Source organism: Acinetobacter sp. AOR18_HL (genome assembly GCF_027855145.1).
GTDB lineage: Bacteria > Pseudomonadota > Gammaproteobacteria > Pseudomonadales > Moraxellaceae > Acinetobacter > Acinetobacter pittii.
The window spans coordinates 64,034-89,743 of sequence record NZ_JAKTIG010000005.1; the positions used below are offsets into that span (position 1 = coordinate 64,034).

18 protein-coding genes are annotated in these 25,710 nt (G+C 41.0%); 3 read left to right on the top strand and 15 right to left on the bottom strand.

Annotated elements, in window-relative coordinates:
* From MKL51_RS01100 to MKL51_RS01165, 14 genes are all read right to left on the bottom strand, one after another.
* A complete protein-coding gene (locus tag MKL51_RS01100; RefSeq protein ID WP_016142368.1) occupies window positions 1-276 on the bottom strand; it encodes a monovalent cation/H+ antiporter subunit F in 276 nt (91 codons plus the stop codon).
* Window positions 273-800: a Na+/H+ antiporter subunit E gene (locus tag MKL51_RS01105; protein WP_017481952.1), complete on the bottom strand. Its 528-nt coding sequence runs from the start codon at window positions 798-800 to the stop codon at window positions 273-275. Before MKL51_RS01105 ends, MKL51_RS01100 begins: the two co-directional genes overlap by 4 nt.
* Before the next feature lie 2 nt (window positions 801-802).
* Window positions 803-2,614 carry a monovalent cation/H+ antiporter subunit D gene (locus MKL51_RS01110; RefSeq protein ID WP_032005665.1) on the bottom strand — a complete coding sequence of 604 codons (1,812 nt, stop codon included), beginning with the start codon at window positions 2,612-2,614 and terminating at the stop codon, window positions 803-805.
* The gene (locus MKL51_RS01115; protein WP_002115033.1) at window positions 2,614-2,982 is read right to left on the bottom strand and encodes a Na+/H+ antiporter subunit C; all 369 of its coding nucleotides are present in this window, start codon (window positions 2,980-2,982) and stop codon (window positions 2,614-2,616) included. Before MKL51_RS01115 ends, MKL51_RS01110 begins: the two co-directional genes overlap by 1 nt.
* Complete coding sequence (locus tag MKL51_RS01120) at window positions 2,979-5,828, bottom strand: monovalent cation/H+ antiporter subunit A (protein WP_032005663.1); 2,850 nt, start codon at window positions 5,826-5,828, stop codon at window positions 2,979-2,981. The genes MKL51_RS01115 and MKL51_RS01120 overlap by 4 nt, the downstream gene beginning before the upstream one ends.
* Before the next feature lie 295 nt (window positions 5,829-6,123).
* Complete coding sequence (locus MKL51_RS01125) at window positions 6,124-7,509, bottom strand: AAA family ATPase (protein WP_017481955.1); 1,386 nt, start codon at window positions 7,507-7,509, stop codon at window positions 6,124-6,126.
* Between the two features lie 23 nt (window positions 7,510-7,532).
* On the bottom strand, window positions 7,533-9,035 hold the full coding sequence (locus MKL51_RS01130) for a UvrD-helicase domain-containing protein (RefSeq protein WP_005065896.1): 1,503 nt from the start codon (window positions 9,033-9,035) through the stop codon (window positions 7,533-7,535).
* 9 nt (window positions 9,036-9,044) lie between these two features.
* The gene (gene hisIE, locus MKL51_RS01135; protein WP_014208235.1) at window positions 9,045-9,818 is read right to left on the bottom strand and encodes a bifunctional phosphoribosyl-AMP cyclohydrolase/phosphoribosyl-ATP diphosphatase HisIE; all 774 of its coding nucleotides are present in this window, start codon (window positions 9,816-9,818) and stop codon (window positions 9,045-9,047) included.
* A 174-nt stretch (window positions 9,819-9,992) separates the two neighbouring features.
* Entirely contained in the window at window positions 9,993-10,379 is a 387-nt protein-coding gene (locus tag MKL51_RS01140) for a VOC family protein (RefSeq protein WP_005079321.1), read from the bottom strand.
* A 26-nt stretch (window positions 10,380-10,405) separates the two neighbouring features.
* Window positions 10,406-11,719 carry an FAD-dependent oxidoreductase gene (locus MKL51_RS01145; RefSeq protein ID WP_032005662.1) on the bottom strand — a complete coding sequence of 438 codons (1,314 nt, stop codon included), beginning with the start codon at window positions 11,717-11,719 and terminating at the stop codon, window positions 10,406-10,408.
* A 125-nt stretch (window positions 11,720-11,844) separates the two neighbouring features.
* Entirely contained in the window at window positions 11,845-13,464 is a 1,620-nt protein-coding gene (locus MKL51_RS01150; protein ID WP_057089887.1) for an ABC1 kinase family protein, read from the bottom strand.
* 12 nt (window positions 13,465-13,476) lie between these two features.
* Window positions 13,477-14,145, bottom strand: coding sequence for a ubiquinone biosynthesis accessory factor UbiJ (locus MKL51_RS01155; protein ID WP_005079315.1), 669 nt, complete (start codon window positions 14,143-14,145; stop codon window positions 13,477-13,479).
* An 11-nt stretch (window positions 14,146-14,156) separates the two neighbouring features.
* Window positions 14,157-15,104, bottom strand: coding sequence for a bifunctional demethylmenaquinone methyltransferase/2-methoxy-6-polyprenyl-1,4-benzoquinol methylase UbiE (gene ubiE / locus MKL51_RS01160; RefSeq protein ID WP_002114829.1), 948 nt, complete (start codon window positions 15,102-15,104; stop codon window positions 14,157-14,159).
* Window positions 15,105-15,251: 147 nt separating this feature from the next.
* Complete coding sequence (locus tag MKL51_RS01165; protein WP_005079311.1) at window positions 15,252-15,959, bottom strand: FFLEELY motif protein; 708 nt, start codon at window positions 15,957-15,959, stop codon at window positions 15,252-15,254.
* Window positions 15,960-16,168: 209 nt separating this feature from the next.
* On the opposite strand from MKL51_RS01165, the gene pap reads away from it, so the two are divergent.
* On the top strand, window positions 16,169-17,587 hold the full coding sequence (pap, locus tag MKL51_RS01170) for a polyphosphate:AMP phosphotransferase (RefSeq protein ID WP_270904160.1): 1,419 nt from the start codon (window positions 16,169-16,171) through the stop codon (window positions 17,585-17,587).
* 22 nt (window positions 17,588-17,609) lie between these two features.
* On the opposite strand, the gene MKL51_RS01175 is transcribed toward pap, so the two are convergent.
* Window positions 17,610-18,116, bottom strand: a complete 507-nt coding sequence (locus tag MKL51_RS01175) for a hypothetical protein (RefSeq protein ID WP_005079307.1) — start codon at window positions 18,114-18,116, stop codon at window positions 17,610-17,612.
* Window positions 18,117-18,285: 169 nt separating this feature from the next.
* Here MKL51_RS01175 and MKL51_RS01180 point away from each other — a divergent pair, with 169 nt between their 5' ends.
* Together MKL51_RS01180 and MKL51_RS01185 are read left to right on the top strand one after the other, a co-directional pair.
* Entirely contained in the window at window positions 18,286-21,921 is a 3,636-nt protein-coding gene (locus MKL51_RS01180; protein ID WP_005079305.1) for an exodeoxyribonuclease V subunit gamma, read from the top strand.
* 3 nt (window positions 21,922-21,924) lie between these two features.
* Window positions 21,925-25,623, top strand: coding sequence for a UvrD-helicase domain-containing protein (locus MKL51_RS01185; RefSeq protein ID WP_005079303.1), 3,699 nt, complete (start codon window positions 21,925-21,927; stop codon window positions 25,621-25,623).
* The last annotated feature ends 87 nt before the right edge of the window (window positions 25,624-25,710 follow it).

The window sequence follows — 25,710 nt, forward strand, 5'->3', positions numbered from 1 at the left end:
TTAATCGATAACATGACCGGTTGTGAAGTAACGTGCTAAGGCGGCTGTAGATACGAAACCTAACATCGCAACCAATAGTGCTCCTTCAAATAGAGAGGTCGTCATCCAATAAATGCCTAACACAACAATAAGGCAAGTTGCATTGAGGAAAAGTGTATCGAGCGCTAAAAGGCGGTCTACAATTGAAGGCCCCATAACTAGTCTGAAAAGGCAAAGTAGCATCGAGATTGTAATGGCAATCAAGCTAATACCTAGAGCATAGGGTAGGATTGTCATGCACTTGCCTCCGTTTTACTTTTCACATCAAAAATTTCCATAAGAGGAATTTCATAACGTTGTTTGATGTCTTGAATATCAGATTCGGTATTATCTGTGCTCAACGCATGAACCAGAATATCCCCACGTTCCTGATCGATACCTGCAGAAACCGTACCTGGCGTTGTGGTAATGATCATTGCCAGTAAGGTGTTGACCTGCTCATGTTCTGTCTCTAAAGGTACGCGATACCATTTAGGGTGTAATTTTTTAGTAGGTCCCAAAACAAGTTTTGCGACCTTAAAGTTAGAAATAATAATATCCCAAAGAACCACAAAACATAGTTTAACCGCAGGTTTCCAGTGAATATGCGGTGTGCGGGTAATAAATGGTTTGACTAAACGAGGGATGATTAAGCCCAAAAGCATCGCAGTCAAAAGATCACTCGCATCAAGACTATGCGCCAGCATCAACCAAAATAAAACGATGAGAACCGAAACAAATGGATGTGGAAACCAGCGTTCAAGCAAATGAGATAACTGCATTGTTATGGCTCCATAGGTTTCAATTGACTTTCATCAACAATGGTAGGCGTTTGGAGTTTGTCCTGTTGCTGAATTTGTCGTTGTTTATATTCAGAAATATGTTCGCCATTAAACGTATCTTTCGAAATAATATCTGGAACAAGATAAGCATTATGATCTTCAACTTCACCGCCGTACTTAGTTTCTGGTAAGTAAGCTGGATCATATGGCTGTACACTGATCACTTCGCCGTTTTTATCCACTTTAAGAATAGAGTGTTGGTAAAGCGCATGGTCTTGGATCTGTTGTGCGGTGCTTAAGGTGTAATGCTGAATTGGTGCAGCAAAAACAACATAAGCGATTAAACCAACCAGTAATAGATAAATGACTTGATCATTACGTGGTGGTGCGCGTTCCGGCAAAGCACGATAAAGAATATAAGCTGGATGGATTGGATCCTCTTCTGGAGGAGATGCGCGCCAGAATAAGATAAAGCCAACACGTGTGAGTGCAATAATACTTAATAGGCTCACAACAAGCACAACACCAATAATCCAGCCTTGATAGCTAGCTTCAACTGTTGCTTGTAGGATAAATACTTTTCCAAGAAAACCACTAAAAGGTGGTAATCCAGCCATCATCATCGCAATCAAGAAATAAGTCAGCATCGCTGCTTTTTCTTGTTTGATTCTTGGGGCAACTTTTAAATGATCTTTAAAATCTCCACGTTGTGAAGTGATCCATCCACAAAATAGATAAAAAGCTGCGCCAATTAAGGTACTGTGCACTAAATAATATAAAGCCCCAGACCATGCCTGCGTATTAGACATGGCAATTGCTGTAAGCAAGGTACCAATTGAAGAAAGGACCATAAAGCCGACAAAGCGACGTAAACGATCTGCTCCAATTGCGGCAATCACTCCATAAAGAGAAGTAATTAAGCCAATAGGCAATAACCAGCTTTTTAAGATTTCTTGACTAAGCGCATCGTCAAATACTGTTCCATTTACACGTAAAATAGAATAGATCCCGACTTTAGTCATGATGGTGAAAATTGCAGCTACAGGGGTACTTGCAACGGCATAGGTTTTTGGTAGCCAAAAACCGACAGGAAGCATTGCTGCTTTAATACCGAAAACAACAAAGAGAAGTAAGGAACCAGCGACTGCTAATTTATGTTGATCTGCTTCAAGTGTCGGTATAAGACGTGAGACATCCGCCATGTTGAGGCTACCCACGCTGCCATAAATCATACCAAGCCCAATTAAGAAGAGGGCAGAGGCTAAAAGATTGATAATGACATAGTGAACGCCAAGCTGAAAACGAGGTTTGCCTTGTCCATGTAAGAGCAATACATACGAAGCCATCAACAGGATTTCAAAAAAGACGAAAAGGTTAAATAAGTCGCCTGTTAGAAATGCTCCACAGATTCCCATTAATAAGAAATGTACCATGGCATGAAAATAGCGACCACGCGTGTCCCAGTTATCACTTGCATACCATAAAACTGGTACTGCTAATGCATAAGTCAGTGCCAGCATAAAAGCTGAAAGACGATCGAGTACAAGCACAATACCAAATGGCGCTGACCATTCACTTAATTGGTAAACAGTAATTTGCCCCGTGCTGGCGTAACTAAGATAAACAATAGCGGTAATTAATCCGGCAATTGCTGAGATAAGGCTAATGCCACGACGCCAAGGTTGGCGCCAGTCATCTTTTAAAGCACCTGCCCCAGGGTTACCTAACAGTAATAAGATAAAAGCAGTAAATGCTGGGATGAGAATGCTAAAAATAGGCGTGTGTTGTTGCCAAAAAGATAAAAAATCAAACATCACGGCTCATCCTCACGTGGGTCGTATGTTGGGGAAGCATCTTCTTTAGCATCAACATGATCACTACCTGATTCATAACGGCTACGTAGCGCAAGTTGTACAATAAACGCTGTAGTTGCAAAACCGATCACGATGGCGGTTAACACCAACGCTTGAGGAAGTGGATCGGTTATTTTTGTTGTTTCAGTTAAAATTGCTGGTGAGCTGATTTGTAATCGACCCATAGCAAATAAAAATAGGTTTACTGCATAACCGATTACAGCCAATCCGAGCACAACAGGGAAAGTACGAGCACGTAAAATCAGATAAATACCTGTGGCAACAAGTAAACCAATAGCAGAAGCCAGTAAGAATTCTAAACTGATCATGATGATTCCTCCCGATGTGGTACAGGACCGGACATACTCGAATGACGAGAGTCGCCTAATACAGAGATGAGCAACATTGTCGCGCCTACAACGGTGATATAAACACCCAAGTCAAAACTTGCAGCTGAAGCTAGATGTAGTTTTCCTAGAATTGGTAATTCAACATAGACATGAGCACTCGTGAGGAACGGACGTAACCAGAACCATGCTGCTATACCAGTCAGACCTGCAATCGTTAATCCTGTGCCAATCCAGACTTCGTAAAGGCGGCCAGACTTCGCTTTTAATAGCTGTTCTGCTTGATCTTGACCTAATGCAATATATTGAATGATTAGCGCCATTGAGGTGATTAGACCTGCAATGAAGCCACCGCCTGGATAGTTATGTCCTCGCAAAAAGATATAAACACTGACGACAAGCGCTAGCGGTAATACCCAAGAGGCCGTAATACGGAACATAAGTGGAGATGGATTAAAACGGTAGGTGAGACCTTGCGTCATGGTTGTGCCGTGTACACGCATACCATCCATTAAACATAGGGCACCAATCGCAGCGATGCCTAATACTGTAATTTCACCGAAGGTATCGAAGCCACGGAAGTCAACTAAAATGACATTTACAATATTTGAGCCACCACCAAGTGGTAAAGACTGTTGGGCAAAGAACCAAGAAATTGAATTGTGATCACGGGTTAAAATGAGCCACGTAATCCAACCAATTCCTAAACCTCCAATAATTGCTAAAGCTGCATCTCTTAAACGTCTAGAACGACGAGATTCATACGGCGTGAGCTGTGGAAGTAACGATAAGCTCATTAATAAGAGAACAGTGGTTACTACATCTACTGTAATTTGAGTTAGTGCTAAATCTGGTGCTGACATGGTGACGAAGACCATCGTTACCACTAGACCAATTGCACCACTAATAAGTACTGCCTTAATACGCTCATGGTGGAACCAGAGCATCATCCAACAGCCTGAGAATAACGTCAGCCAAAGAACTACAGCAATCCATGGAGCATGGGTGAGTTCGCGTGTACCTGTGCTCAACCCTTGATTGAGTAAAGGCATGGTGACCATGATGATGCTAAAAGCAATGATCCAGAACAAATAACTTTGCAATGAGCCATTTTCAGTTTTTTGTTTGATTTTTCGGCTGGTCAGCAACAGATGTTTTAAAAATAAATCAAATAAGATGCGACCTTGTAATCTACCTAGGCGCGGATCAAGGTCAATTTTACGAATCATGCCGTCTTTTGCTAAAGCAAAGTAGAACAGCGTACCGCCAACCAAAGCAATAATACTCATCACAAGAGGGGCGTTAAATCCATGCCAAATTGCAAGGTGTGTACCCGCAAATTCTGGTTGCATCAAGCTTGCTCTTGTTACGCTATTGACCAGTGGTTCTACCAATAACGAAGGTAGAACGCCGACCAAGATACAAAGCACAGCAAGAAGAATGGCTGGAGCACGCATACCGATTGGTGGTTCATGTGCATCTTTATTTGGAACTTGTTTACCAATTGGACCGTCAAAGAACACACCATGCACTAAGCGAATTGAATAACTTACTGCGAAGATACCCGCCAGAGTTGCAATAATGCTGGCAAAGATAACCGTTGAGCCTGAAAGATTTGCCAATAGCTCGGTAAAGAACATTTCTTTTGAAATAAAGCCATTGGTAAGTGGTACACCTGCCATAGAGGCAGCGGTGATCATGGTGAGTGTGGCAGTAAAAGGAAGTAATTGCCAAATACCACTAAGTTTTCGAAGATCACGTGTGCCAGTTTCATGATCAATAATCCCTGCAAGCATAAACAGCGCTGCTTTAAATGTTGCATGGTTAATAATATGGAAAATAGCAGCGGCAACCGCTAAAGGAGAACCGATCCCGAGTAAACAAACAATAAGTCCTAAATGACTAATGGTTGAATAGGCTAACAGTCCTTTTAAATCTTCTTTGAAAATAGCAAAACACGCTGCCATACAGAGCGTAAATAGGCCGACAAACGTAACGATATTATGATAAATCGCAGCGCCTATAAAGATTGGAAGTAAGCGGGCAAGTAGAAAAATCCCGGCTTTTACCATGGTCGCAGAGTGCAGGTAAGCGGACACTGGTGTTGGTGCCGCCATTGCGTTAGGTAACCAAAAATGAAATGGAAACTGAGCACTCTTTGTAAATGCGCCAAGCAAAATAAGCAATAACATTGGAATAAAAAGAGCGTGGGCTTGGATCGCATCTTTCATGCCCATGATTTCGCTAATTTCATAGGTTCCAGTGATTTGCCCCAATAGAACAAATCCACCTAGCATTGCTAAACCGCCCATCCCTGTAATGGTGAGCGCCATCCGAGAGCCACGTTGAGCAGCTTCATAATGACTCCAATAACCCACTAACAAGAAAGATGAAATACTGGTGAGCTCCCAAAAGACTAATAAAATAATAAGATTATTAGAGAGCGAAATACCCAGCATTGCTGCCATAAACAGCATGAGTAAAGTATAGAGTTTACTTAATGAATTTTTAGGGCCTAAATAATAATAGGCGTATATATAAATGAGTGTACCGATACCGGTAATAAGAAGAGAAAATAATAAACCAAGAGCATCAAGTCTAAAGCTTAGATTAATCCCTAATTGAGGTAACCAATCCCAACTTTGTTGAATGCTTGCACCACCAAGCACAGTTTTAGCTTGAGTCAGTAATAAACCAAAACTGGTTAAACTGACTCCAATTGCCCCTAAAGCCGTTACTCCACGCGAGAACCGTTGAAGCAATGAAACAAGGGTGGTGCCTAATATTAACGGTAATAAGATAATTATCGGTAGCACACTCGTATCCATATGTGATTTAGGCCGAAACCTAAAGGTGAAATTTTAATTTCAGAATAGATAGGAATTCAAAGAGAGTTCCAAAGCTTATTATTCCGAAAACCCAACCAAATTAGAAAATAAAGCGAGAAACAAGTTGTATTGCGCAACTTGAAGAATAAAAACGCAAAATGAAATTTATTGTACACTAAAAAAGCATTGAAAATCTGATGTTATTACATGTAGTAACAACATCTAGTTATTTTAGTGCCTAAAAAACCGTACTCCACCATATATTTTGTGAGTGTGGTTTTTTTGATTATAAAACTCAAACCGAAGGGCTTTCTTCCGGTGCGTCTCCCGCATGAATCATCCTTAATAATTCATTTTTTTGTTGTTCAGTTAAACCCTGAATCTGCTGAAATAAAACCTCAATCTGTGCTGGTGTTGGGTCTATTAAACTCAAAGGCTGTGCTTCTATAGATGGTGTTAAAGGTTCGCTTCTTTGAAGTAAGGTATAGATATGTTCAAGCTGTTGCTTGGTCGTATTTAGGTCAAGATGGCTAATTTTACCAGACTCTAATTTTAGACATTGATAGGTCGAGGCATGTTCAAGTAGCTCTTCACGACTTCCTGTTGCAATAATTTGTAGGCGTGGGAATGCTTGATGAAGCCGATTTAAGATTTCGGAGCAATGTGTTGAGTCGAGCTGTGCATCAATCTGGTCAATGAGTAAAACGCCATCTCCCTCAAGACAAGGGTTTAGGCTTAAAGGATTGAGTAAACAGAGTCGGCGGGCTATATCGCCTACTAAAGCAATCCAGGTTTTCGTTGTATTGGAAAGTTGCTGAAAAGGTAAGATTTGATCTTCATAGTCGACCATAAGTTGTAGTCGAGGCTGATAGTGTAGATAGAGGTCTTTAAGCTCAGGCAGAACTATACTTAATGCATTCTTGAGGGCATAGAGATTGGGTGAAGTAAGCTGTTTAGGTTGCCCTGATAACTCTTTTTGAAGCTCATTTAATAATTCTTTTTGATCTTGCTGATCTAATTGTTTCGATCTAATCCGTTGTACTAGATATGCAGCTTGAGCATTTTCAATATCACTGATTTCTCGTAGCCATTCAAAAAAGCGTGTAAAAGTTGTAAACGGTAGTGGGCTAATGTCATAGGCTGAAATGGCTTGAGTAATGCCGGGTAAATTTTTATTCAAAAGATTAATATCATTCACAAATCGCTCGGCTGGGTAGTAAGCGATTAAGGGAAGTCCTTGTAATGGATCTTTTTTTATGACTTGTTGATAAAGAGCCATGGTTTGGTCAAGTTGCTGAGTTTCAACTTGGCTCACTCCAATCCCACTTGCATTTAAGGTTTTAAAAAGTTTCCAGCTACATAGTGAAGAGTCTACCTGCTGAGCAGAGGTACTTTCTGGCAGGTGACCAATTTCTGAAGGAATTTGAATAGTCACTTCAATTTTTGATTGTAGACGCGACTGAGTAATGTCTTGATCAGGCATGACAATACCGGGACTACGCAAATCTTTAAGGCGAGCAGGGAACCAAGTTAAAGCATGGTAAGTATGTTTGAGCAACATACTTTTACCAGTTGCCTGTTCACCTAAAATTAAGGTGATTGGCTGTTTTTCATAGTGAAAGTTTATTTTAAGGTCGTGAAACAGAGCAATATGTTTAAATTGGACAGATTCAAGTTTCATAGGCTCACCTCAATATGAGCGCTTCAACCAACCGACTGACGAAGACTTAAAGGCGCCCTTAGTTTTAATTGTTGTATCAGATCATAAAGATGATGGATATTTAGACTTACTTTAGCACGAGTACAGGCAACGTACAGTAGTCTTAATTCTTCATCGGTAATCTTGTGTTCTAACCCATTAATTTTAAATTGATAGTCATCTTCAATATGAACACGGTTCCATTCTAAGCCTTTCGCTTTATGGGCTGTAGAGATGACATAGTCAGCTTGCTCAAGTGGTGTAATCTTTGCAAGCGCTTTTTTTAGTGGGTCAGTGCCGTGATCATCCACCAATTTAACCAATGGTTTAATATCACTGCCTTCATTGGTTTCACAGTATTCATGGACATCATGCCATGAATTGAACCATGCTAATTCAGGAACATCAGTAACCCGTTTTCCTTGCTTTAAGAGGCTTGCAGCGTCTACAAAACGGTTTAGTTTTTGATGATCAGCTTGCAAACTCACTTTATCGCCGTGAACTAAACCTGCCAGTAAAAGTTCCATGGCCCGAGCATTGGTACGGCATAAAATCGCATCACGCATTTTGGTATGCGGTTTATTTACGACACTTGATTTTTGATTTGGATTACCAAGCAAAGGAACAGTTTCATTTAATCCGCCCAGCAATGCATTGGCAACATCCGCAATCGTTTCACCAAAACGAAAAGAAGTGGTGAGGCGAGACTCTGGCAAGGGTAATTGTTGCATTGCATTAATTGCACCACGCCACGCATAAATTTGCTGATGTGCATCGCCTACATAGATGACCTGCGTACTTTTTTGGCGAAGTAAAATACCCAGCATTAAAGGGTCGGCATCTTGTGCTTCATCAAATAGTACATAATCGGCTGGGATGTTAGGTTCAGACAAAGCCCAAAGTTTGAGATAAATATCGTGACCAATTCCTGCCTGATGATTTGGGTCGATGGACTCTAACCAACGGCGCTCTACAGCAGGGTAAAGATGAGTTTGTAGCTCGGTAATATCATCCGGATGTAACCAGTTGGGCGCCTGAATATGTCGAGGCGCTGGATATTGAGAACTGGTTGAACAGAAATAGCTGACAGCATTAGCGACAAGGCTTGCGAGGCGACTTGGCATTAAGACGTATTTTTCATAACGTCCACCCATCATGCGTCGTAAAGTAATAGGTTCTAGTCGATATTCTTTTGCGATAAAGCTTGGGCTTAAGCGAGGCAAGCGTAATTTATCAGTCACACCTCGTGGCACACTGCGAAACGCGAGTGAGTGAAAAGTCCGGCAGTCTACATTACGATGAAATTTGTTTTGTGCTTCACCAGCAATGGCTTTGTTAAAAGCCAAATACATACCGCGCCGTTCAGGCATGGCATCACTAATCATTTGTAACGTAGTAGTTTTACCTGTACCCGCATAGGCAATCACTTTAAATGATTGCCCAAGACGTGCGTTATCTATGGCAATAGCTTGCTCATAGGTGGCTTTAGGTTTTTCGATATTCGACACTGAGTGATTTTAAACCTTGTTGCGGTTAGCTTTTTCAACTAAACCAGATAAACCCTGACGACGAGCTAATTCGTCAATAATAAGTTGTGGATTAAGATCGAAATAACCCAACATGACAATGCTATGGAACCACAAATCGGCAGTTTCATAAATCAAGTCATTTAAATTGCTTTCTGTATTTTGAGCAGCGTAGTCTTTCGCAGCAATAATAGTTTCTACGCTTTCTTCGCCGACTTTTTCCAAGATTTTATTGATACCTTTTTTATAAAGGCTTGCAACATATGACGTATCCGCTTCAGCTTGCTTACGCTCTTGCATCAATTGCCCTAAGTGAGCAAGTACATCAACTTGTTCAGTGGTGTGAGCATGATCGTGGCTTTCAGTTTTGGCTTTATCGCCATAAATTGCAGTAGGGTCTTTTAATTGTGCATCGACAATTTCCCAGCCCTGTGGGGTAAGTTTACGGTAGAAACAAGACTCACGACCTGTATGGCATGCAATACCGCCGTGTTGCTCAACTTGTAATATGATTACATCGCCATCGCAGTCTAAACGAATTTCATAAACTGTTTGGAAATGGCCTGATTCTTCACCCTTGTGCCAAAGTTTTTGGCGAGAGCGAGAGAAATACACAGCCTGATTTTTTTCTGCTGTGAGCGCAAGTGATTCACGGTTCATCCACGCCACCATCAAAATACGTCCGGTTTGATGATGTTGAGCAATGGCAGGGATAAGACCTTGTTCGTTAAATTTTACTTCATCGAGCCATTGCGTGTTATTCATGAGGAATCACCAAAGAAATATGAACTATAAATTGATTTCAATCTGATGCTAAAAAATAGCTTGTATAGTGTACGGCATCAACGTCGCTTTGCGGAAAAATTCTTTGTCCTTTTTGTCTTTGTCAGCGTAATGAATAGCTTGTAACACTTACCAATCTGTATCTTATTCAAATGACTAAGGCGTGAGAATATTTGAAATCTCAATCAAATTTTGATCTGGGTCGCGAATATAAACTGAAAGAATAGGATGCATTGCACCAGTACGCTCAATCGGACCTTCTTCAATTTGAATATTTAATTGATTAAGGTGTGCAACCACTTCTGAAATGGGAGTGTCTGAAATAAAACACAAGTCGGCAGATCCGGGAGTCGGCTGTAATGCCTTCGGTTCAAACTCGTTGCCTTGCTGGTGTAAATTTATTTTTTGATTTCCAAACTTTAGAGCTTTTCTATTACCTTTAAACGTGATGACTTCAAACCCCAATATGGTTTGATAGAAATGACAGGTAGTTTCAATATTTGAGACGGTTAAAACAAGATGATCAAGATGGCTGATTTTCATGTGTTAATCACTATTATTTGGTGGGATTAATAGTCAGACAAAGATTGGCTTTCTAAATGAAATGCACTGTTTTCTTTAGGCAATTGAGCGACTTGATCATAATCAAGTTGTTGGAATGGCCCTGTTTTTAAGCCTGAAATTGTAATTGCCATTTCTTTTCGAAAATAAGGGATTTGATACATCCACGGAAAAACTAAATCTCTTAAACCTCCAGCCCACCAATGATCAGACTGATAAAGTGGTGTTAATAAGCGACTAAGGAATTGATAAAACTGGGTGGATGAGCGGCGAAGCTGGTGGTAGTGCTGCCAGAGCAGGGACCAATCAATATTCTGGTTTTTTTGAGCATGTTGCAATGATTGAGAGAAAGCCCAAGCATCCAATAATGCCATATTTGCACCTTGACCTAACTGTGGACTCATTGCATGAGCGGCATCGCCAATCACCCCAACTCGACCCTGACCAAATTGAGTCAGGACGACATCGCGGTAGTTTGCAGATAGCCATTTAGGCTGAGTTTGACTGTTATACAAAATTTCTTTCAGCCATTCTGCAACTTTGGGCCAACGTTCTGAGACTTGCTTTAACCAAGCTTGTTTAGCCTGCTCATCTTGTAAAAAGCTTTGTAGTTGTGGTGTAGGTAAACTCCAAAAAACACTTGAAAGGCGCTGTTGAGGTTCAGTTGGAATCGCTCCTGTAGGAAGAATTCCCATCATAATTTTCGAGCGATCATAAAATTGATGCAGAATTTCAGAATCGAGAACTTGGCACTCAGGTACGATACTCCATGCCGCACCCCAAGGATAAGCTTTGTCAACCTTTACCCATGCTTTAGGGCGTAACTGGCTACGTGCACCGTTGGCAATGAGTAGGCTATCAAAGCAAGCATCAAACTTTTGGTTTTGATGACTGCCGAATAGCTGAACTTCATTGTTATGTTCTTCAAAACTTTCAACAGAATGGTTCATATGCCAAGTGATCTGGCTTGAATACTCGCTAAGCTTTTGAGTGAGTACATGACACAAAGTGGCTCGGTGTATACCTAGACCATAGAGGTTTGCTGATGCTTCGTGATAATGACTATTAACTAAAAGGCGCTTGTCTGGAAGTTGTCCTTCTAGGCCTGTTACTCTTGCGCCTAATGTTAAGGCTTTTTCGAGCACACCTAAGTGTTCAAATACAGCTAAGCCCGCAGGTTGTAGTAATAAACCGGCACCTACCGGAGATAACTCATCAACTTGTTCAAAAATAGTAACGTTATTGCCTTGGCGGGCAAGCAAAATAGCAGTGGCTAAACCTGCTGTACCTGCACCGATAATGGCAAAATGAGGTGTTTTCATTGTTTGTTCTTTTGAAGCATTTATAGCTTCAATTTAGCAATGAACGAATAGCTGATCTATAAATTTTTTGAAAATTAAATTTTTTCCATAAAAAAAATCCCTTGCACTGGCAAGGGATTTTGAACTTATTTCAATATACGCCAAAGCGCTAATAAGCTACTCAGCACAATTAGAATAATCGAAACAAACCAAGGGCTAATAATTGCAATAGTCAGTAAAATCAGCATAGTACTGCCGAACATCCAGCTACGGCGTTGCTGATGTTCCATTTGCAAACGAAGTTGCTGAATTTCGCGTAACTGGCGGTCTTGCCAAGCCGACTGATTTTTTAAACCATTTAAGCTATCAATAATTAAGCTTGGGAAATCTTGAGCGCCTAAAAGCAGGTCAGGTAATTGCTGGCCGAGTTCTTTTACATTTTTGACTGGATTCATGTTGGATTTGACCCATTCCGTCAAAATTGGTTTTGCCAATTTCCAGATGTCGAGCTGCGGGTAAAGGTCAGTCCCTAGGCCTTCTACATGCACTAAAGTTTTGAGTAGCAGCATGAGCTGTGGCGGAATCTCAAGATGGAAGCGTCGAGCAATATCCATCACTTGAATTAAGATACCCGCAAAATCAAGCTGGTCCATTGGTTTAGATACCATTGGCCCAACAGTGCGGCGCATCTCACGTGCTAAAGCATCTTGGTCTGTACCCGGTGGAATCCAGCCAGCTTGGTGCACAATTTGAATGAGCTGCATAAAGTTGCTGTTCATGACAGCAAGCAACATACGGGCAACTGTCATCTGGTCGTGTTTAGATAGCTCTCCCATAATCGCACAGTCCAGTGCGATAAAGCGTGGATTGCTTGGATTAATGGTTTCTACAAAGACATTACCGGGATGCATGTCGGCATGGAAAAAGTTATCGCGGAATACTTGCGTAAAGAAAATGGTTAATCCTTTTTCTGCAAGTTGTGCACGGTCCATGCCTAGACGGTCAAAGGTTGCCGTATCTGAAATAGGGACACCAGTAATACGCTCAGCCACCATGACATCTTTGGTGTCCATGTAGACTTCTGGTACATACATCATGGTTGAACCAGTGAAGTAATGGCGCATACGACGGGTGTTATCTGCCTCAATACTCAAGTCCAGTTCATTTAAAATGATCTGGCGGTAGTCTTGAATAATTTCGGTGAGATGCAACGCACGAGCAGCTTCTAGGCGACTTTCTAAGGTGTTGCCTAGCCAAGCTAAAATTTCAAAGTCTTGTAAAATCTGGCTACGAATGTCCGGACGAGTAACTTTAACAACAACTTCACGGCCATCATGCAGAGCCGCTGTATGTACTTGTGCAATTGAAGCAGCAGCTAATGGTTGGTCATCAAAGCGGGCAAATAGAGTATTTACGTCTGCTTTTAAAGAATCTTGAATACGTTGTTTGGCAACATTGCTATCAAAAGGTTTTACTTGATCTTGAAGTAAAACTAGTTGAGCGAGTACCTCAGGTGGAATTAGGTCACGGCGAGTAGACAGTAATTGACCAAGCTTGATTGCAAGTGGTCCCATATCTTCTAAAGCTTCTTTAAGCTTAAAAGGATTTTTACGTTCACGACTCGACCATGCAGCTGGATGCATTTTAATAATATTTAATGCATGCTGAGCTTTAACTGGTAATTCATCCGCAGGGAACAACGTATCGAGTCTATAGTGCGCTGCAATACGCCAAAGTTCGAGTAAACGTGAAACGTGCGGAATCATATAAAGTCTTACCTAGTCTTGAGAGGGTTGTAGTTGTGCATTGAGTTGCTGCAATCTTGCTTCAAGACGGTCAATGTCTTGATTAAGCTTGCGAGTTGCTTGAGTTAAGTCGTCCATTTCCCAGCGAGGGGCAAATAGGCCGCTATCTTCTTTTAAGGCATCTTCAGCAAAAAACAGATGGCTTTGCACCGAGCGTTTTAAATGTTTTGGTGCAAGTTGAATCTTACCAATTTCATGAGCGAGTTGAGGACCCACCCATCTTGATAAATGCGCAGCTAAATCAGGTTCAGCTTGCTGCATAATTTTTTGAATATCCTGTAATAGGTGATAATCACCTTGGAGCGGGATATTCCCAATCTGGTCTGGATCGCTGACCAATAATTTAATCAGTTCAACGACATCTTTAACATGCAACGTTGCAGTTGCTTCAGAAATTTTGAATTGGGCATCAAAAGGACGCTGTTCAAAAATAGAAGGCTTTTCACTATGACCTGTTACGGTAGGTTCAAGACGTACTTTTTCTTGGTCAAAGAACACATCGACAGAAAGCTGCGGGCTATCAATCACAACACGCAACATTTTGCCCTGTAACTGATTAAACTGAATGCGAGTAACCGCATCCAGATCGATCAGATGATGAATGATACGTTCGACTGCACCGAGTGCCAGAATCGACCACATATCGTTATCCCTTACAGTTTGAAGCCACGGTGAACGGCAACGATACCAGCAGTAAGGTTGTGATAGTCACAGTTCTGGAAGCCAGCATTTTCCATCATACCTTTTAAGGTGCGTTGGTCTGGGTGCATACGGATTGATTCAGCCAAATATTTATAGCTTTCTGAGTCATTCGCAACCAATTTACCCATAATCGGTAAAGCGGTGAATGAATAGAGGTCATAAAGTTTTGAGAATGGCTCAAATACAGGTTTAGAAAACTCAAGAATCAGTAAACGGCCACCTGGTTTTAACACACGGAACATAGAAGCAAGTGCTGCGTCTTTATCTGTCACGTTACGTAAACCAAAGCTAATGGTTACAAGGTCAAAGCTGTTGTCTGCAAAAGGTTCTAATGTTTCAGCATTGGCAAGAACGAAGTCAACATTGGTACAGCCTGCATCAATTAGACGGTCACGGCCAACATTGAGCATAGATTCGTTAATGTCTGAAAGTACAACATGACCTTGCGGACCAACTTCACGGCTAAATACTTTTGCTAAGTCGCCTGTACCGCCAGCAATGTCTAACACGTGTTGACCACGGCGAACACCAGACATGTTAATTGCAAAACGCTTCCACAAACGGTGAATACCAAATGACATCAAGTCATTCATCAAGTCATATTTGCTTGCAACTGAGTGGAAAACTTCTGCAACTTTTTGTGCTTTATCTTCAGTTCTAACTGTTGAGTAACCGAAATGTGTTGTTTCACCAACGTTGCCAGTATTACCAGCACCACGAGGTAAATTGTATTTAGGTACAGAGCCATTCACAGGTGTGTCTGTTAAGGTTTGCTGTAAAGTTTGTTGTTGCCCTTGAGGAGTACCTTGAGGTAAAGGTGAGCTTAGGAATGGGCTAACTTTGTCTGAACTTTGTGCCTGCTCAGTTGGAGATGTTGGCTTTTGGTTTTCGTTAGACATATTGTCTCTCCTAGACTCAAACTCAAGTGAAACGGAATAAGTTCTGCATGATGACAGATTTTGTCTATTTTTACAGGCATCATCATGCAAATATAATGAATAAAATCTCAACTTCGCGAGGTTGAGTTTTTCTATGTGCCGACCTTATCACACTCTAAACGGATTCGGATGCCCTGAATGTACATTTTCAATAATCTGGCGTTCTTTTTCAGTAAAAGTCTTAATAAAGGTCTCGGCTGATTTTAACGGTTTCATCGCACTAAAACCATCTTGAATGAAATCATACATCAATTCGAAGTGATATTTTTGGGCAATACCTTTACACATTTTAAAAGCAGTAAACATCATAAATGAACGCATGTATTTATCGAGTGCTGCACCTAAATCGTCAAGAAGAGCAAGTTGTTGATAACGAGCTTCGGCCTGATCAAGCTTGATTAAGGTTAAACGCATAATCTCATCAGTTAATACTGTATCTGCCGGATAGTCCTCAAGAAGTTGCATTGCTACTTGCTCATCAAGTTGGGTTGCAAGTACAGCCAAACTTACTGATTTAGTACCTGTTTTAATTGCATTCTCAGGTAAGACTTTTTCTGCTTTATGGGCATATTTTAGTAAACGCTCGATTTGAGCTGCAAGAGCATCAAATTCTGGGCCACCATATAAACGATTTAAAAAGTACTCTGACATGAGCTTGTGCGCTGGCAGATTAAAAAAGTCATGATGCGTATCTTTCATCCGCTCTTTTAACCATGTTTGTACATCTTGCAAACGCTGAGCAAGTACTGGATTATCGTGATAATTAAATGTTTTATATTGTTGTAAAAGATCATCAAAAGCAGCGAGTTTAGACATTTAAGGCTCTAATATTGGGCTATTTGCAAAAAATCATAAAAGGCATTGTAACCTTGTACTATGGCGAGTAGATGTAAAAAAAATGATTCATGCGTCAATTTTTAAACAGAATTTTGGCACAATGACATAATTTGTATAGCAATTCATCATTTAAGCGCATAAGTTAAAGATCATCGAAATTAAACAATAAAAGATTAGAGCCGTGGACTATGAGTGAACAACAACCAAAATTTGAGATTCGTGATGAAGAAAAGCTTTCAGTCGATTTGATTGAAGCACAATATGCGTTAAAAGAAAGTCGGGGCAAACCCAACGCTAAGAGCACACTAATATTAATGAGTGGTATTGAGTTGGCTGGAAAAGGCGAGGCTGTTAAGCAACTTCGTGAATGGCTAGATCCACGATATTTAAGAGTCAAAGCAGACGCGCCACGTGTGCTGACAGATACAGAAGCATTTTGGCAATCTTACTCGGAGTTCATTCCGACTGAAGGGCAAATTGTGGTGATGTTTGGCAACTGGTATAGCGATTTGCTCGTCACGGCAACGCACGTGTCTGAACCTTTGGATGAAGCACGCTTTGATGCTTACGTTGAAAATATGCGGGCATTTGAGCAAGATTTAAAAAACAACTATGTCGATGTGGTCAAAGTCTGGTTCGATCTGTCATGGAAATCACTGCAAAAACGTTTAGACAAGATAGATCCATCTGAACAGCATTGGCATAAGCTCCATGGCTTAGACTGGCGTAATAAAAAACAATATGACACTTTGCAAAAGTTACGTCGTCGTTTTACCGACGATTGGTACATTATTGATGGCGAAGATGAAAAGCAGCGTGATCAGTTTTTTGCGCAATACCTTTTACAACACATGCGTCAACTTCCAGAGCATGAAACCGAAGTTAAAGGAAAATGGCAGCAAGCTAAAATTCCAGAGAGTTTATTAAACCCTTCTAACGAACCACTTGAAAAAGCAGAATATAAAAAAGAACTCGATAAACTGAGTAAAAAAATTGCCGATGCCATGCGTTTTGATCAACGCAATGTCGTCATTGCTTTTGAAGGCATGGACGCAGCTGGTAAAGGTGGGGCCATTAAGCGAATCGTTAAAAACCTAGACCCGCGTGAATATGATATTCACTGTATTGGAGCACCTGAACGTTTTGAAGCACGTCATCCATACTTATGGCGCTTTTGGAACCGCATTAATGAGGCCGAAAAAATCACGATTTTTGATCGGACATGGTATGGACGTGTACTCGTTGAACGTGTCGAAGGTTTTGCTTCACCTTTAGAATGGCAGCGTGCCTATGATGAAATAAACCGCTTTGAAAAAGATTTATTTGATAGTCAAACGATTGTAGTAAAAATTTGGCTGGCGATTAGTAAAGATGAGCAAGAGCAGCGTTTTAAGGCCAGAGAAGAAACACCGCATAAACGCTTTAAAATTACCGCAGAGGATTGGCGTAATCGTGATAAGTGGGACGATTATTTAAAAGCGGCCGCAGATATGTTTGAGCGAACTAGTACTGAATATGCACCTTGGTATATTGTCGCAACCGATGATAAATATACGGCACGTTTAGAAGTGTTGAAGGCCATTTTAAAACAGCTGAGAGCAGACTAAGCTCTCAGCTACAAGGCAAACATTAATTTACAATAGTGCTACGGCTTTTTTGCTGAATACGTTTTGCAAGGTTATAACTATCATTCAGATGAGTTTCTGCTATTTTTTTCATCATGAAATAGCCCAAACTTGCTGCTACAATTTGCCCACCTAGTGGTATAAATTTAGTCACCTGTTTCGTTACGATTTTGCCAAGAAAGCCATTAAATGTTTTTTTAACTGTAGTACGCGCTACTACAAAGCCTGAAAATTCAAAACCGCGTTTACGTAGTTCATCCCAATGAATTGTTTTAGTTTTCGGGTCGTAGACACTCACGTGTTCAGGTGCTAAGCCAAAACGGGAATTGATATCTGGAATAAGGTACGACAAAATTCCCAAATCGACTGCCACGTCAAAAAAAGGAATCGGTACAATTGCCGCTCCTGCTGAGACGTAAGCTCTTTTTTTGATGAGATCATGACACTCATCGCGAATTTGTTCCAGATTTAGGCTAGGATCAATATAGTCAGGAATCTTGTCAATTTTCATAATGTCTACCTGTATAAGTTTCTTGAGGGCGTCATTTAAACCAAGTGTAAGTGACACCTAAAGTTAAATTATGCTGTGTTTAAACCAACGTGACATAGTCAGATTCAGTTGTATAGTAATGAATGTTTATGATTTTGTGCATAAATTATGCAAGCAGGATATGAAATAAATGGGGATTCATGTTATTCAAAGTCAACGTATTGATGTGTTGTTGCAAGGTGTATTGACGTCTACATCTCAAGCTTCAACGCATCCATTACAGGTTTTGAAAACCCAGCATTTTATTGTTCCAAGTCCTGCGGTCGAGCAGTGGCTGATACAAAAACTTGCAGAACAGCAAGGCATGAGTGCTAATTACCAGTTTCACCAACGGGTACGCGGCTTCCAGTGGTACGCCTACCAGCAAGTTTTAACTGCGCATAAAGAACAGGTTCGTAAAGCGAACATCCCACGTTTAATTTTTAAATGGCGGGTGCATCAAGCTTTGCACGAATTCATTCAACCAGACACGATAAGTATAGATTCGTCGCATCCTTTACATTCTATTGTCCAGCGTATTTATGACAGCGCAGATCGACTCGAACAAGGCATAGACAAACAATTAAAAAAACAAAAAATGCTGTACTGGGTCGCTGAGCAGGTTGCCGATCTATTTAGTAACTATATGATTTATCGTGGGCAGTGTCAGCGTGGTTGTGAAAATAGTTGTACCTGTCCGGAAAACTGGTTGTCTGCTTGGGGGCAGGGCCGAGCACTCGATATTGAAAAATATATTGTGCAAAAAGATGAAGAAGTGACTGCTTTTGCATTACATCAAACTGAGGAGCTAGAACGTTGGCAGCGTTGGTTATGGCAACAACATTTTCATGATGACTTTTTGCAGATGCAGCAAATTGATGCATTGTTTTGGCAAGAGTTAGATCATCCAGACCGCAGTAAGCGTGCTATTTCAAGATTACCTAATCAGGTGGTGATCTTTACGTTATTAGATTTGCCGCCAAGCCAGTTACAGTTCTTGCGCCGTTTAGGCCAATACGTTGATGTACTGATTTTGCACTATAACCCTTCACAAGAATATTGGGCCGATAGTGTCGATCCACTCTGGAAACAGCGTTATGACTTAGGGGTAAAAGAGCGTTTTATTGCGAAAAATCCAAAGGCTACTGATGCTGAAATTAGTGATTTCTTTAATAAATTTACACTCAACTTTAATGCTGAAGCGCGTGAATCCAGACATCCGCTTTTAACCCGATTGGGTAAACAAGCCCGCGATCACTTTTCTTTATTATCGAATTTATCTACGGGTGAAGAGGGTAAGTGGGTTGACGCTTTTGTGGATGATTTCCCTGAAAGTCTGCTTGGTAAAGTTCAGTCAGATATTTTGCATTTAGTGGAGCCTCAAGCTAAACAATATGAGCTTGCTTCCGATGATGACTCTATTCAGATTCATGTTTGTCATTCGACTCTACGTCAACTTGAAGTATTAAAAGAGCAATTAATCTGTTGGTTGGCTAAACCGCATGAACAGCCGCGCCGTCCAAACGATATTTTAGTTCTAGTTCCTAATTTGGCCGACATAGAGCCTTTAATTCGAAGTGTATTTCCTGCTACTGCCACTGAGCAGGGTGTGCATTTGCCAGTAAAGATTGCAGGTGTTGCATCACTTGATGCACTGAATGCTTGGCGTGCAGTAATTGGGCGTATTCAACTGATGCAGGGGCGTTTTAGCTTTGATGATTTTGCTGATTGGTTAAGTTTGCATGCGACTCAACAACGTTATGAACTTGAATATGTTCAGGTTGAGCGAATTTTAAATTTGCTTGCCGATGCAGGCTTTAAACGAGGGCTTGATGCAGAGCATCTCAAGCGCAGTTTGTGTGAGGGTGATGATGATTATCGATATAGTTTTAAATTTGCCCTAGAGCGATTGGCCCTTGGCATTGCTGTGCCTGTGCATGCAACATTTAATCAGGTGTTGAGTTATGCCAAAGTTCAACCGAGCGATTTCGAGTTGGTGGGTACACTCATTCAGATTTATCAGGATTTGAATGAGCGCCGTGATTGGCTTACTCTGCATGAGCAGGGGAAAGTCTATACCGTTGAATATTGGCTCCAAGTGCTGAGCAAAGATATTGTTGAATTTGAGCAGGTCGGTGTTGCTGCTCTAAAAGCTGTGCGGGAAATTGTTAAGAAACAAGAGCGAATGTTGACCCTCGCAAGTTATTACGCCGAGACAGAAACAGGAACTTTGCGCAAAATTACCTTGCCTCTGCCTTATATTATTGAAGAAATTCAACGGACATTAGAAAGCCAAAGTGCACAAGCTGAACCGACAGGGCAAATTACCTTTGCCCAAATTGGACACATTCGACCGTTACCTTATCGTTTAATGGTCATGCTAAATCTTGATGCAGGGCAATTTCCAAACCGCGATACCCATGTTCCATTTGATTTGATGGATGCACTGCGCCAGCAGTTAGGTGATCGCTCTCGACTTGAAGATGATCAAGGTGCTTTTTTAGATGCTTTATTATTAGCCCAAGAAAATTTATGGCTGTTTTATAACGGCTTTGATGTGAACGATGGCGAGGTGCGCGAACCTTCCAGTATTCTTCAAGAGTTCCGTGAACATCTTGCCTTGATTGTGAAAGCTGAAGATGGTGAACCTGAAAGTGTCGTTATTGAAGGAATTGAGATACCTTCACAGCTAAAACAACTCCATCACTTCCATGATTTACAGCCCTTTGACCCGAAAGGTTTTACTGTAGAGAAGCGTGTTATTCGTTATCAAGATCACTGGTTTAAGGTCGCTTCACAAATTCAGCAAGTCTCAGGAAACCGTCAGCCTTGGGCGAACACGACCTATCCGCTACAAATACCTGACACACTGGTTTTAGAAAGCCAGCAGTGGATACAGGATGTAACATTCCCTGCACGATTATATTTGAAAACTTTAGGGGTAGAAAACTTAGGAAGTGTCGGAGTGCTCGACCAAAATGAACCTTTATTATTAGATGGTTTAGGGCGCTATGCGATCCGACATTTTTTACAACAATCTGAACAGCAAGCACAACCTGAAGTATTAATTGATCAGTTGCCTGTCGGTAAAGTCAAATATAGCGCATGGCAACAAGGTGTTTTTGAGCAAGAATGTTTACTTGAACGCCTTCACCATTATGCACCAGCAGTGACACAAACAACTCAGCGTATTTGGCGAATTGCTAAACAGCTTCATATGAATATTACCGTTCCGAAGTCTGAAACTCGGGACTGGGTGAGTATGGAACCTTCAAGCGCTCGCGCAAAAAGACGTGCTAAAGTCTGGTTAGAATATCTGCTCTGGTTAGCTTATTTGAATGAGGGTAGTGCAGGAGCCGAAAAGCGCCGTATTGTGGTTTTTAGCGATCAAACTGTGATTTGTAGTGGGATTAGTTCTGAGCAAGCTCGGCAATATTTACAACCATGGTTTAAAATCTGGCGCCATGCACAGCAACAACCATTGGTTTTACCAGCAGCCTTATTATTAAAGCCATTAGAAAAAGCTAAAGCATATCAGTGGGAAACAACAAATCAGACAGAAAAAGCAAAACTGGATGAGAAGAGCTATGCTGAGCTGCTAAAATACTGGAATGAAACAGGGTCATTTACCACGATGGATATGACTCAAAATGAAGCTTGTAAGTTGCATCAAGACTGGAGCTTTATTTTACAAGAACAAGATGCGCAAGCTTTGCTTCAACATGCTTGTGATGAGTTTGCGTATGATTTGTATCATCCGGTTTTTCAATTTCAACATTCGGAGTAAGGCATGAACTCAAGAGTACAGGTGTCTTATCAACCTATTATTGATATTGAATTTAGTGGCTTGCACTTAATTGAAGCTTCGGCAGGTACAGGAAAAACCTATACCTTATCAAGTTTGATGGTCCGTATCTTTCTTGAAAAATACTTGCCTAGACAAGTCATTGCGACCACGTTTACCCGTGCTGCTGCTGCTGAGTTAAAAAGCCGTATTCGTGCACGTTTGGTTGAAACGTACCGTTATTTAGATGCCAAGCGTAGTTTTACAGAACAAGAATTACTTACGCAGGCAGAGCAAGAACCTGACTTATTACTCCAGCATATTCTAAAGCATTTTGCGACGCGTATTGCCTATGCGTGTGAACGTTTAAAATTGGTTATAGATCAGTTAGACGAGTTATTTGTCGGAACACTCGATAGCTTTAGCCAAAAACTATTACGTGAGTTTGCCTTTGAGAGTGGCAAAATTGAACGCGCTCAAATTACCGATGATGCTAAAACTTATAGTCGACAACTGATTCATGATGTTTTACGTGAATGGATACAGTCTCAACCTCAGACCGTGATTGATGCATTGTATCTGGCTGGTGAACTCAAGAGTGTCGATAGTTTTGTCAAACTTGTTGAAGACTCACTTAACTTTAGTTCTGCTCATTTTAAACTTCCCGAAAAACCAACCATTCAATTTGAAGAACTTACGCAGCTCAAACAATTAGCGACAGAAATTGATATCAGTCTTTTAGAAGCATATTACTTGCTTGATGGCGAGCACTATAAACATGTGAGCGGGACAGTATTTAGAAATGGGGCATTTAATAAACTATTTAGTGAATGTTTACCGCAGCTACTACAAGTTCTAAAGCAAAGCGACAGCATTTTGGTTTTTGATGGGTCATTAGCCGCACAACGAGAACTTGTTTTTAAGTTTTTAGGTCAACTTGCCGATCAAAAAGTTTTCAAGAAATGCCCTGCTGAAATTTCAGATGGTTTCTATCAACATCCTTGTATTCAACAGATTCAGCAGTTATTTGGTGTGTTAAAAAACTACGCCGAGCAGTTCGACCAGCTTCATATTTTTTTAAAGGCCTATTTATGTGTAGAGGTTAAAAAACGCTTACCTCAGGTTTTGCAAAATAAAGGTGAAACTACTTTTTCTCAGCAAATTCGTACACTTTCAGAAGCTTTAAAAGGTGAGCAGGGGCAACGTTTTGCTGTATTTGTTCAAGCGCGTTATCCCTTAATTTTGGTCGATGAATTTCAAGACACTAACCAAGATCAAGACGATATGCTGGCGAGCATTTGGCGTCATCCGGAGCGCTACCAAAAAGGCTGCATGATTATGGTGGGTGACCGTAAACAGGCGATTTACGGCTTCCGTGGTGGGGATATGCTCACCTTTTTAAATGCCTATAAAGATATTCAAGCCAAACATGGTCGTGAATATAAGTTAATTCATAACCATCGTTCTGTTGCTGATCTGGTTGATGTGGTCGACGCCTTATTTCAACGACAAATTGATTTTGGTGAAGAGGTTCAATATGACCCAATTCGAGCGGGCACTCGACCTCATCCTGTACTGATTGAGCAGAACAATCATAATCCTTACCCTTTGCGCTGGTTAATGCTCAAAGATAAAGAAACAGAGGCTCAGCAAGTTGCATGGAAGATTCGAGATCTACTTAACCAGTCACATGCTGGACAACTATATTTTCAAAAAGATACTCAGACTCAAACCTTAAACGAAGATGATATTGCGGTATTGTCTCGTAATCATGATGGCCTCGATAAAGTTCAATTTGAGCTAGAGCGTTTAGGAATTCGGGTTAACAGGCCATCAAAACGAAGTGTTTTCGATTGTACGATTGCTCAAGACGTGGGGGCTTTGCTGACCGCCATACTTCATCCTTACGATGAGGCAAAAGTGAAGCGAGCTTTGATTAGCCGTCTATTTGCCATGGATTTAAAACAACTCTTGCAACTTGAGCAGACAGCCGAAGGGTTAAGCCAGTTTATGACTGGTTTTGACACGATTAGAGAGTTGTGGTCCGCTCAAGGCTTTTTAGTGGCATGGCAACAATGTCTCATCCAGTTTGATATATGGCAAAATTTGGTTGCAGCTCAAAGTAAAGATAATGAACGGGTTGTGGTGAACTTGCGTCATTTAACTGAAATTCTGAGTCAGCACAGTGAAAAATACTCAGGTGCTCAGAACCTTTATCACTGGTATCTCAAACAGTTGCGTTCTCCTCTTGACCGTGATTGGGAGCTAGAACGTAAATTGTCGAGTGAAGCTGGTGTTCAGCTCATGACCATTCACCAGTCAAAAGGGCTGGAATTTAAGATTGTATTTTTACTAGGTGCAGACAAGCCCTTTCGAGAAAATAATAAAACACTCAATTTTTCGACCCAAGATATTGTCCAACTAGACTCAAACCAGACTTTGACTCAACGTGTCGTTGCGATTGCTGACAAGACTTATTTGAATGAAATAGAACTTAAGCAGCACGAAGAACGAGCGCTCGCTGAACAGAATCGACTTTGGTATGTCGCTTTAACGCGAGCAAGCCACCGCGTCTATGCACTTTTACAAGATCTTGATGGCAAGTCAGTATCAGGTCTCGCATTTTGGAAAAATAGGACTGAGCCTTTTCAACACCGTTGCTGTACGGATGAAATGGTTTTGGAGCAGATTCCACAGGCAATTCATTTAGCCAAACAAACAAGTATTATTGAAATACAAGCACAACGGTTTCCGGAACAACGTTTTTATTCGAGAGGTAAAACCAGTTTCAGTTACTTGGCACAGCATTTAAAACATAAGGCTGGCACAGATTTATTGGCGAGTCAGAGCAATGATGCGGTATTAGCAGAAGATGAGCTGGATTTGATCAACACTGCTGAAGAAATCAGTGCTCAGCCGATTGACTGGATAAAGAGTAACTTTCCGCGAGGAACACTTGCCGGTAATTTCTTGCATGAAATCTTTGAGCATATCGATTTTCAATGTTCAGATGACTGGGTAAGTGAAATACGTCGTCGTTTTAAAAATGACTATAGTAGTCTTTGGCAAGATTTACTTAATAAATATAACGAGAGCTTCCCAGAGCAAGAAGATGCCGAGCATCTGCTTTACCAGTCAGTTGCAGAGTGGCTGAAAGATATTTTGCGAACACCGCTTTATCAAGGTTTCCGACTAAATCAGCTTCAACAAGAGCAGTATTTGTCAGAGTTTCCTTTTTATTTGGCGTTGTCAGATCGGGTTCTAGCGATGACACGTATTCAGCAGCTTTTCGCTGAGTATGGTTTGAATATGCCGGAATTACTTGAGGCTCGCTCAGCACGTTACCTCAACGGTTCTATCGATTTGGTTTATTTTGATGGGCAGCGTTACCACATTGCCGATTATAAAAGTAATTACTTAGGTGATGATCTTGTAGATTATCGTAGCGATAGCATTGCCCAAAGCATGTCTTTAGCAAGTTATTGGCTACAAGCAGGTCTATATCTCGTTGCATTACATCGCTATTTGCAAGTCAAAATGCAGGATTACCAAATTGAGCAACACTTAGGTGGGGCAACTTATCTTTATTTACGTGGTATGAATGGTGAAGCTGAGCAGGGCTATTATTACTGGCAGCCTAGCATTGAGTTTATTCTGCGTCTTGATGCCATTTTAGGGTATTTTGCTGAGGATAAAATTGCATGAAAAATGCTGATAAAGTATGTAATTTTAATATTAACAAATATTTGGCATGTGGATAAGCCTGTCTATAACCATGTGGACAAGCGTGTG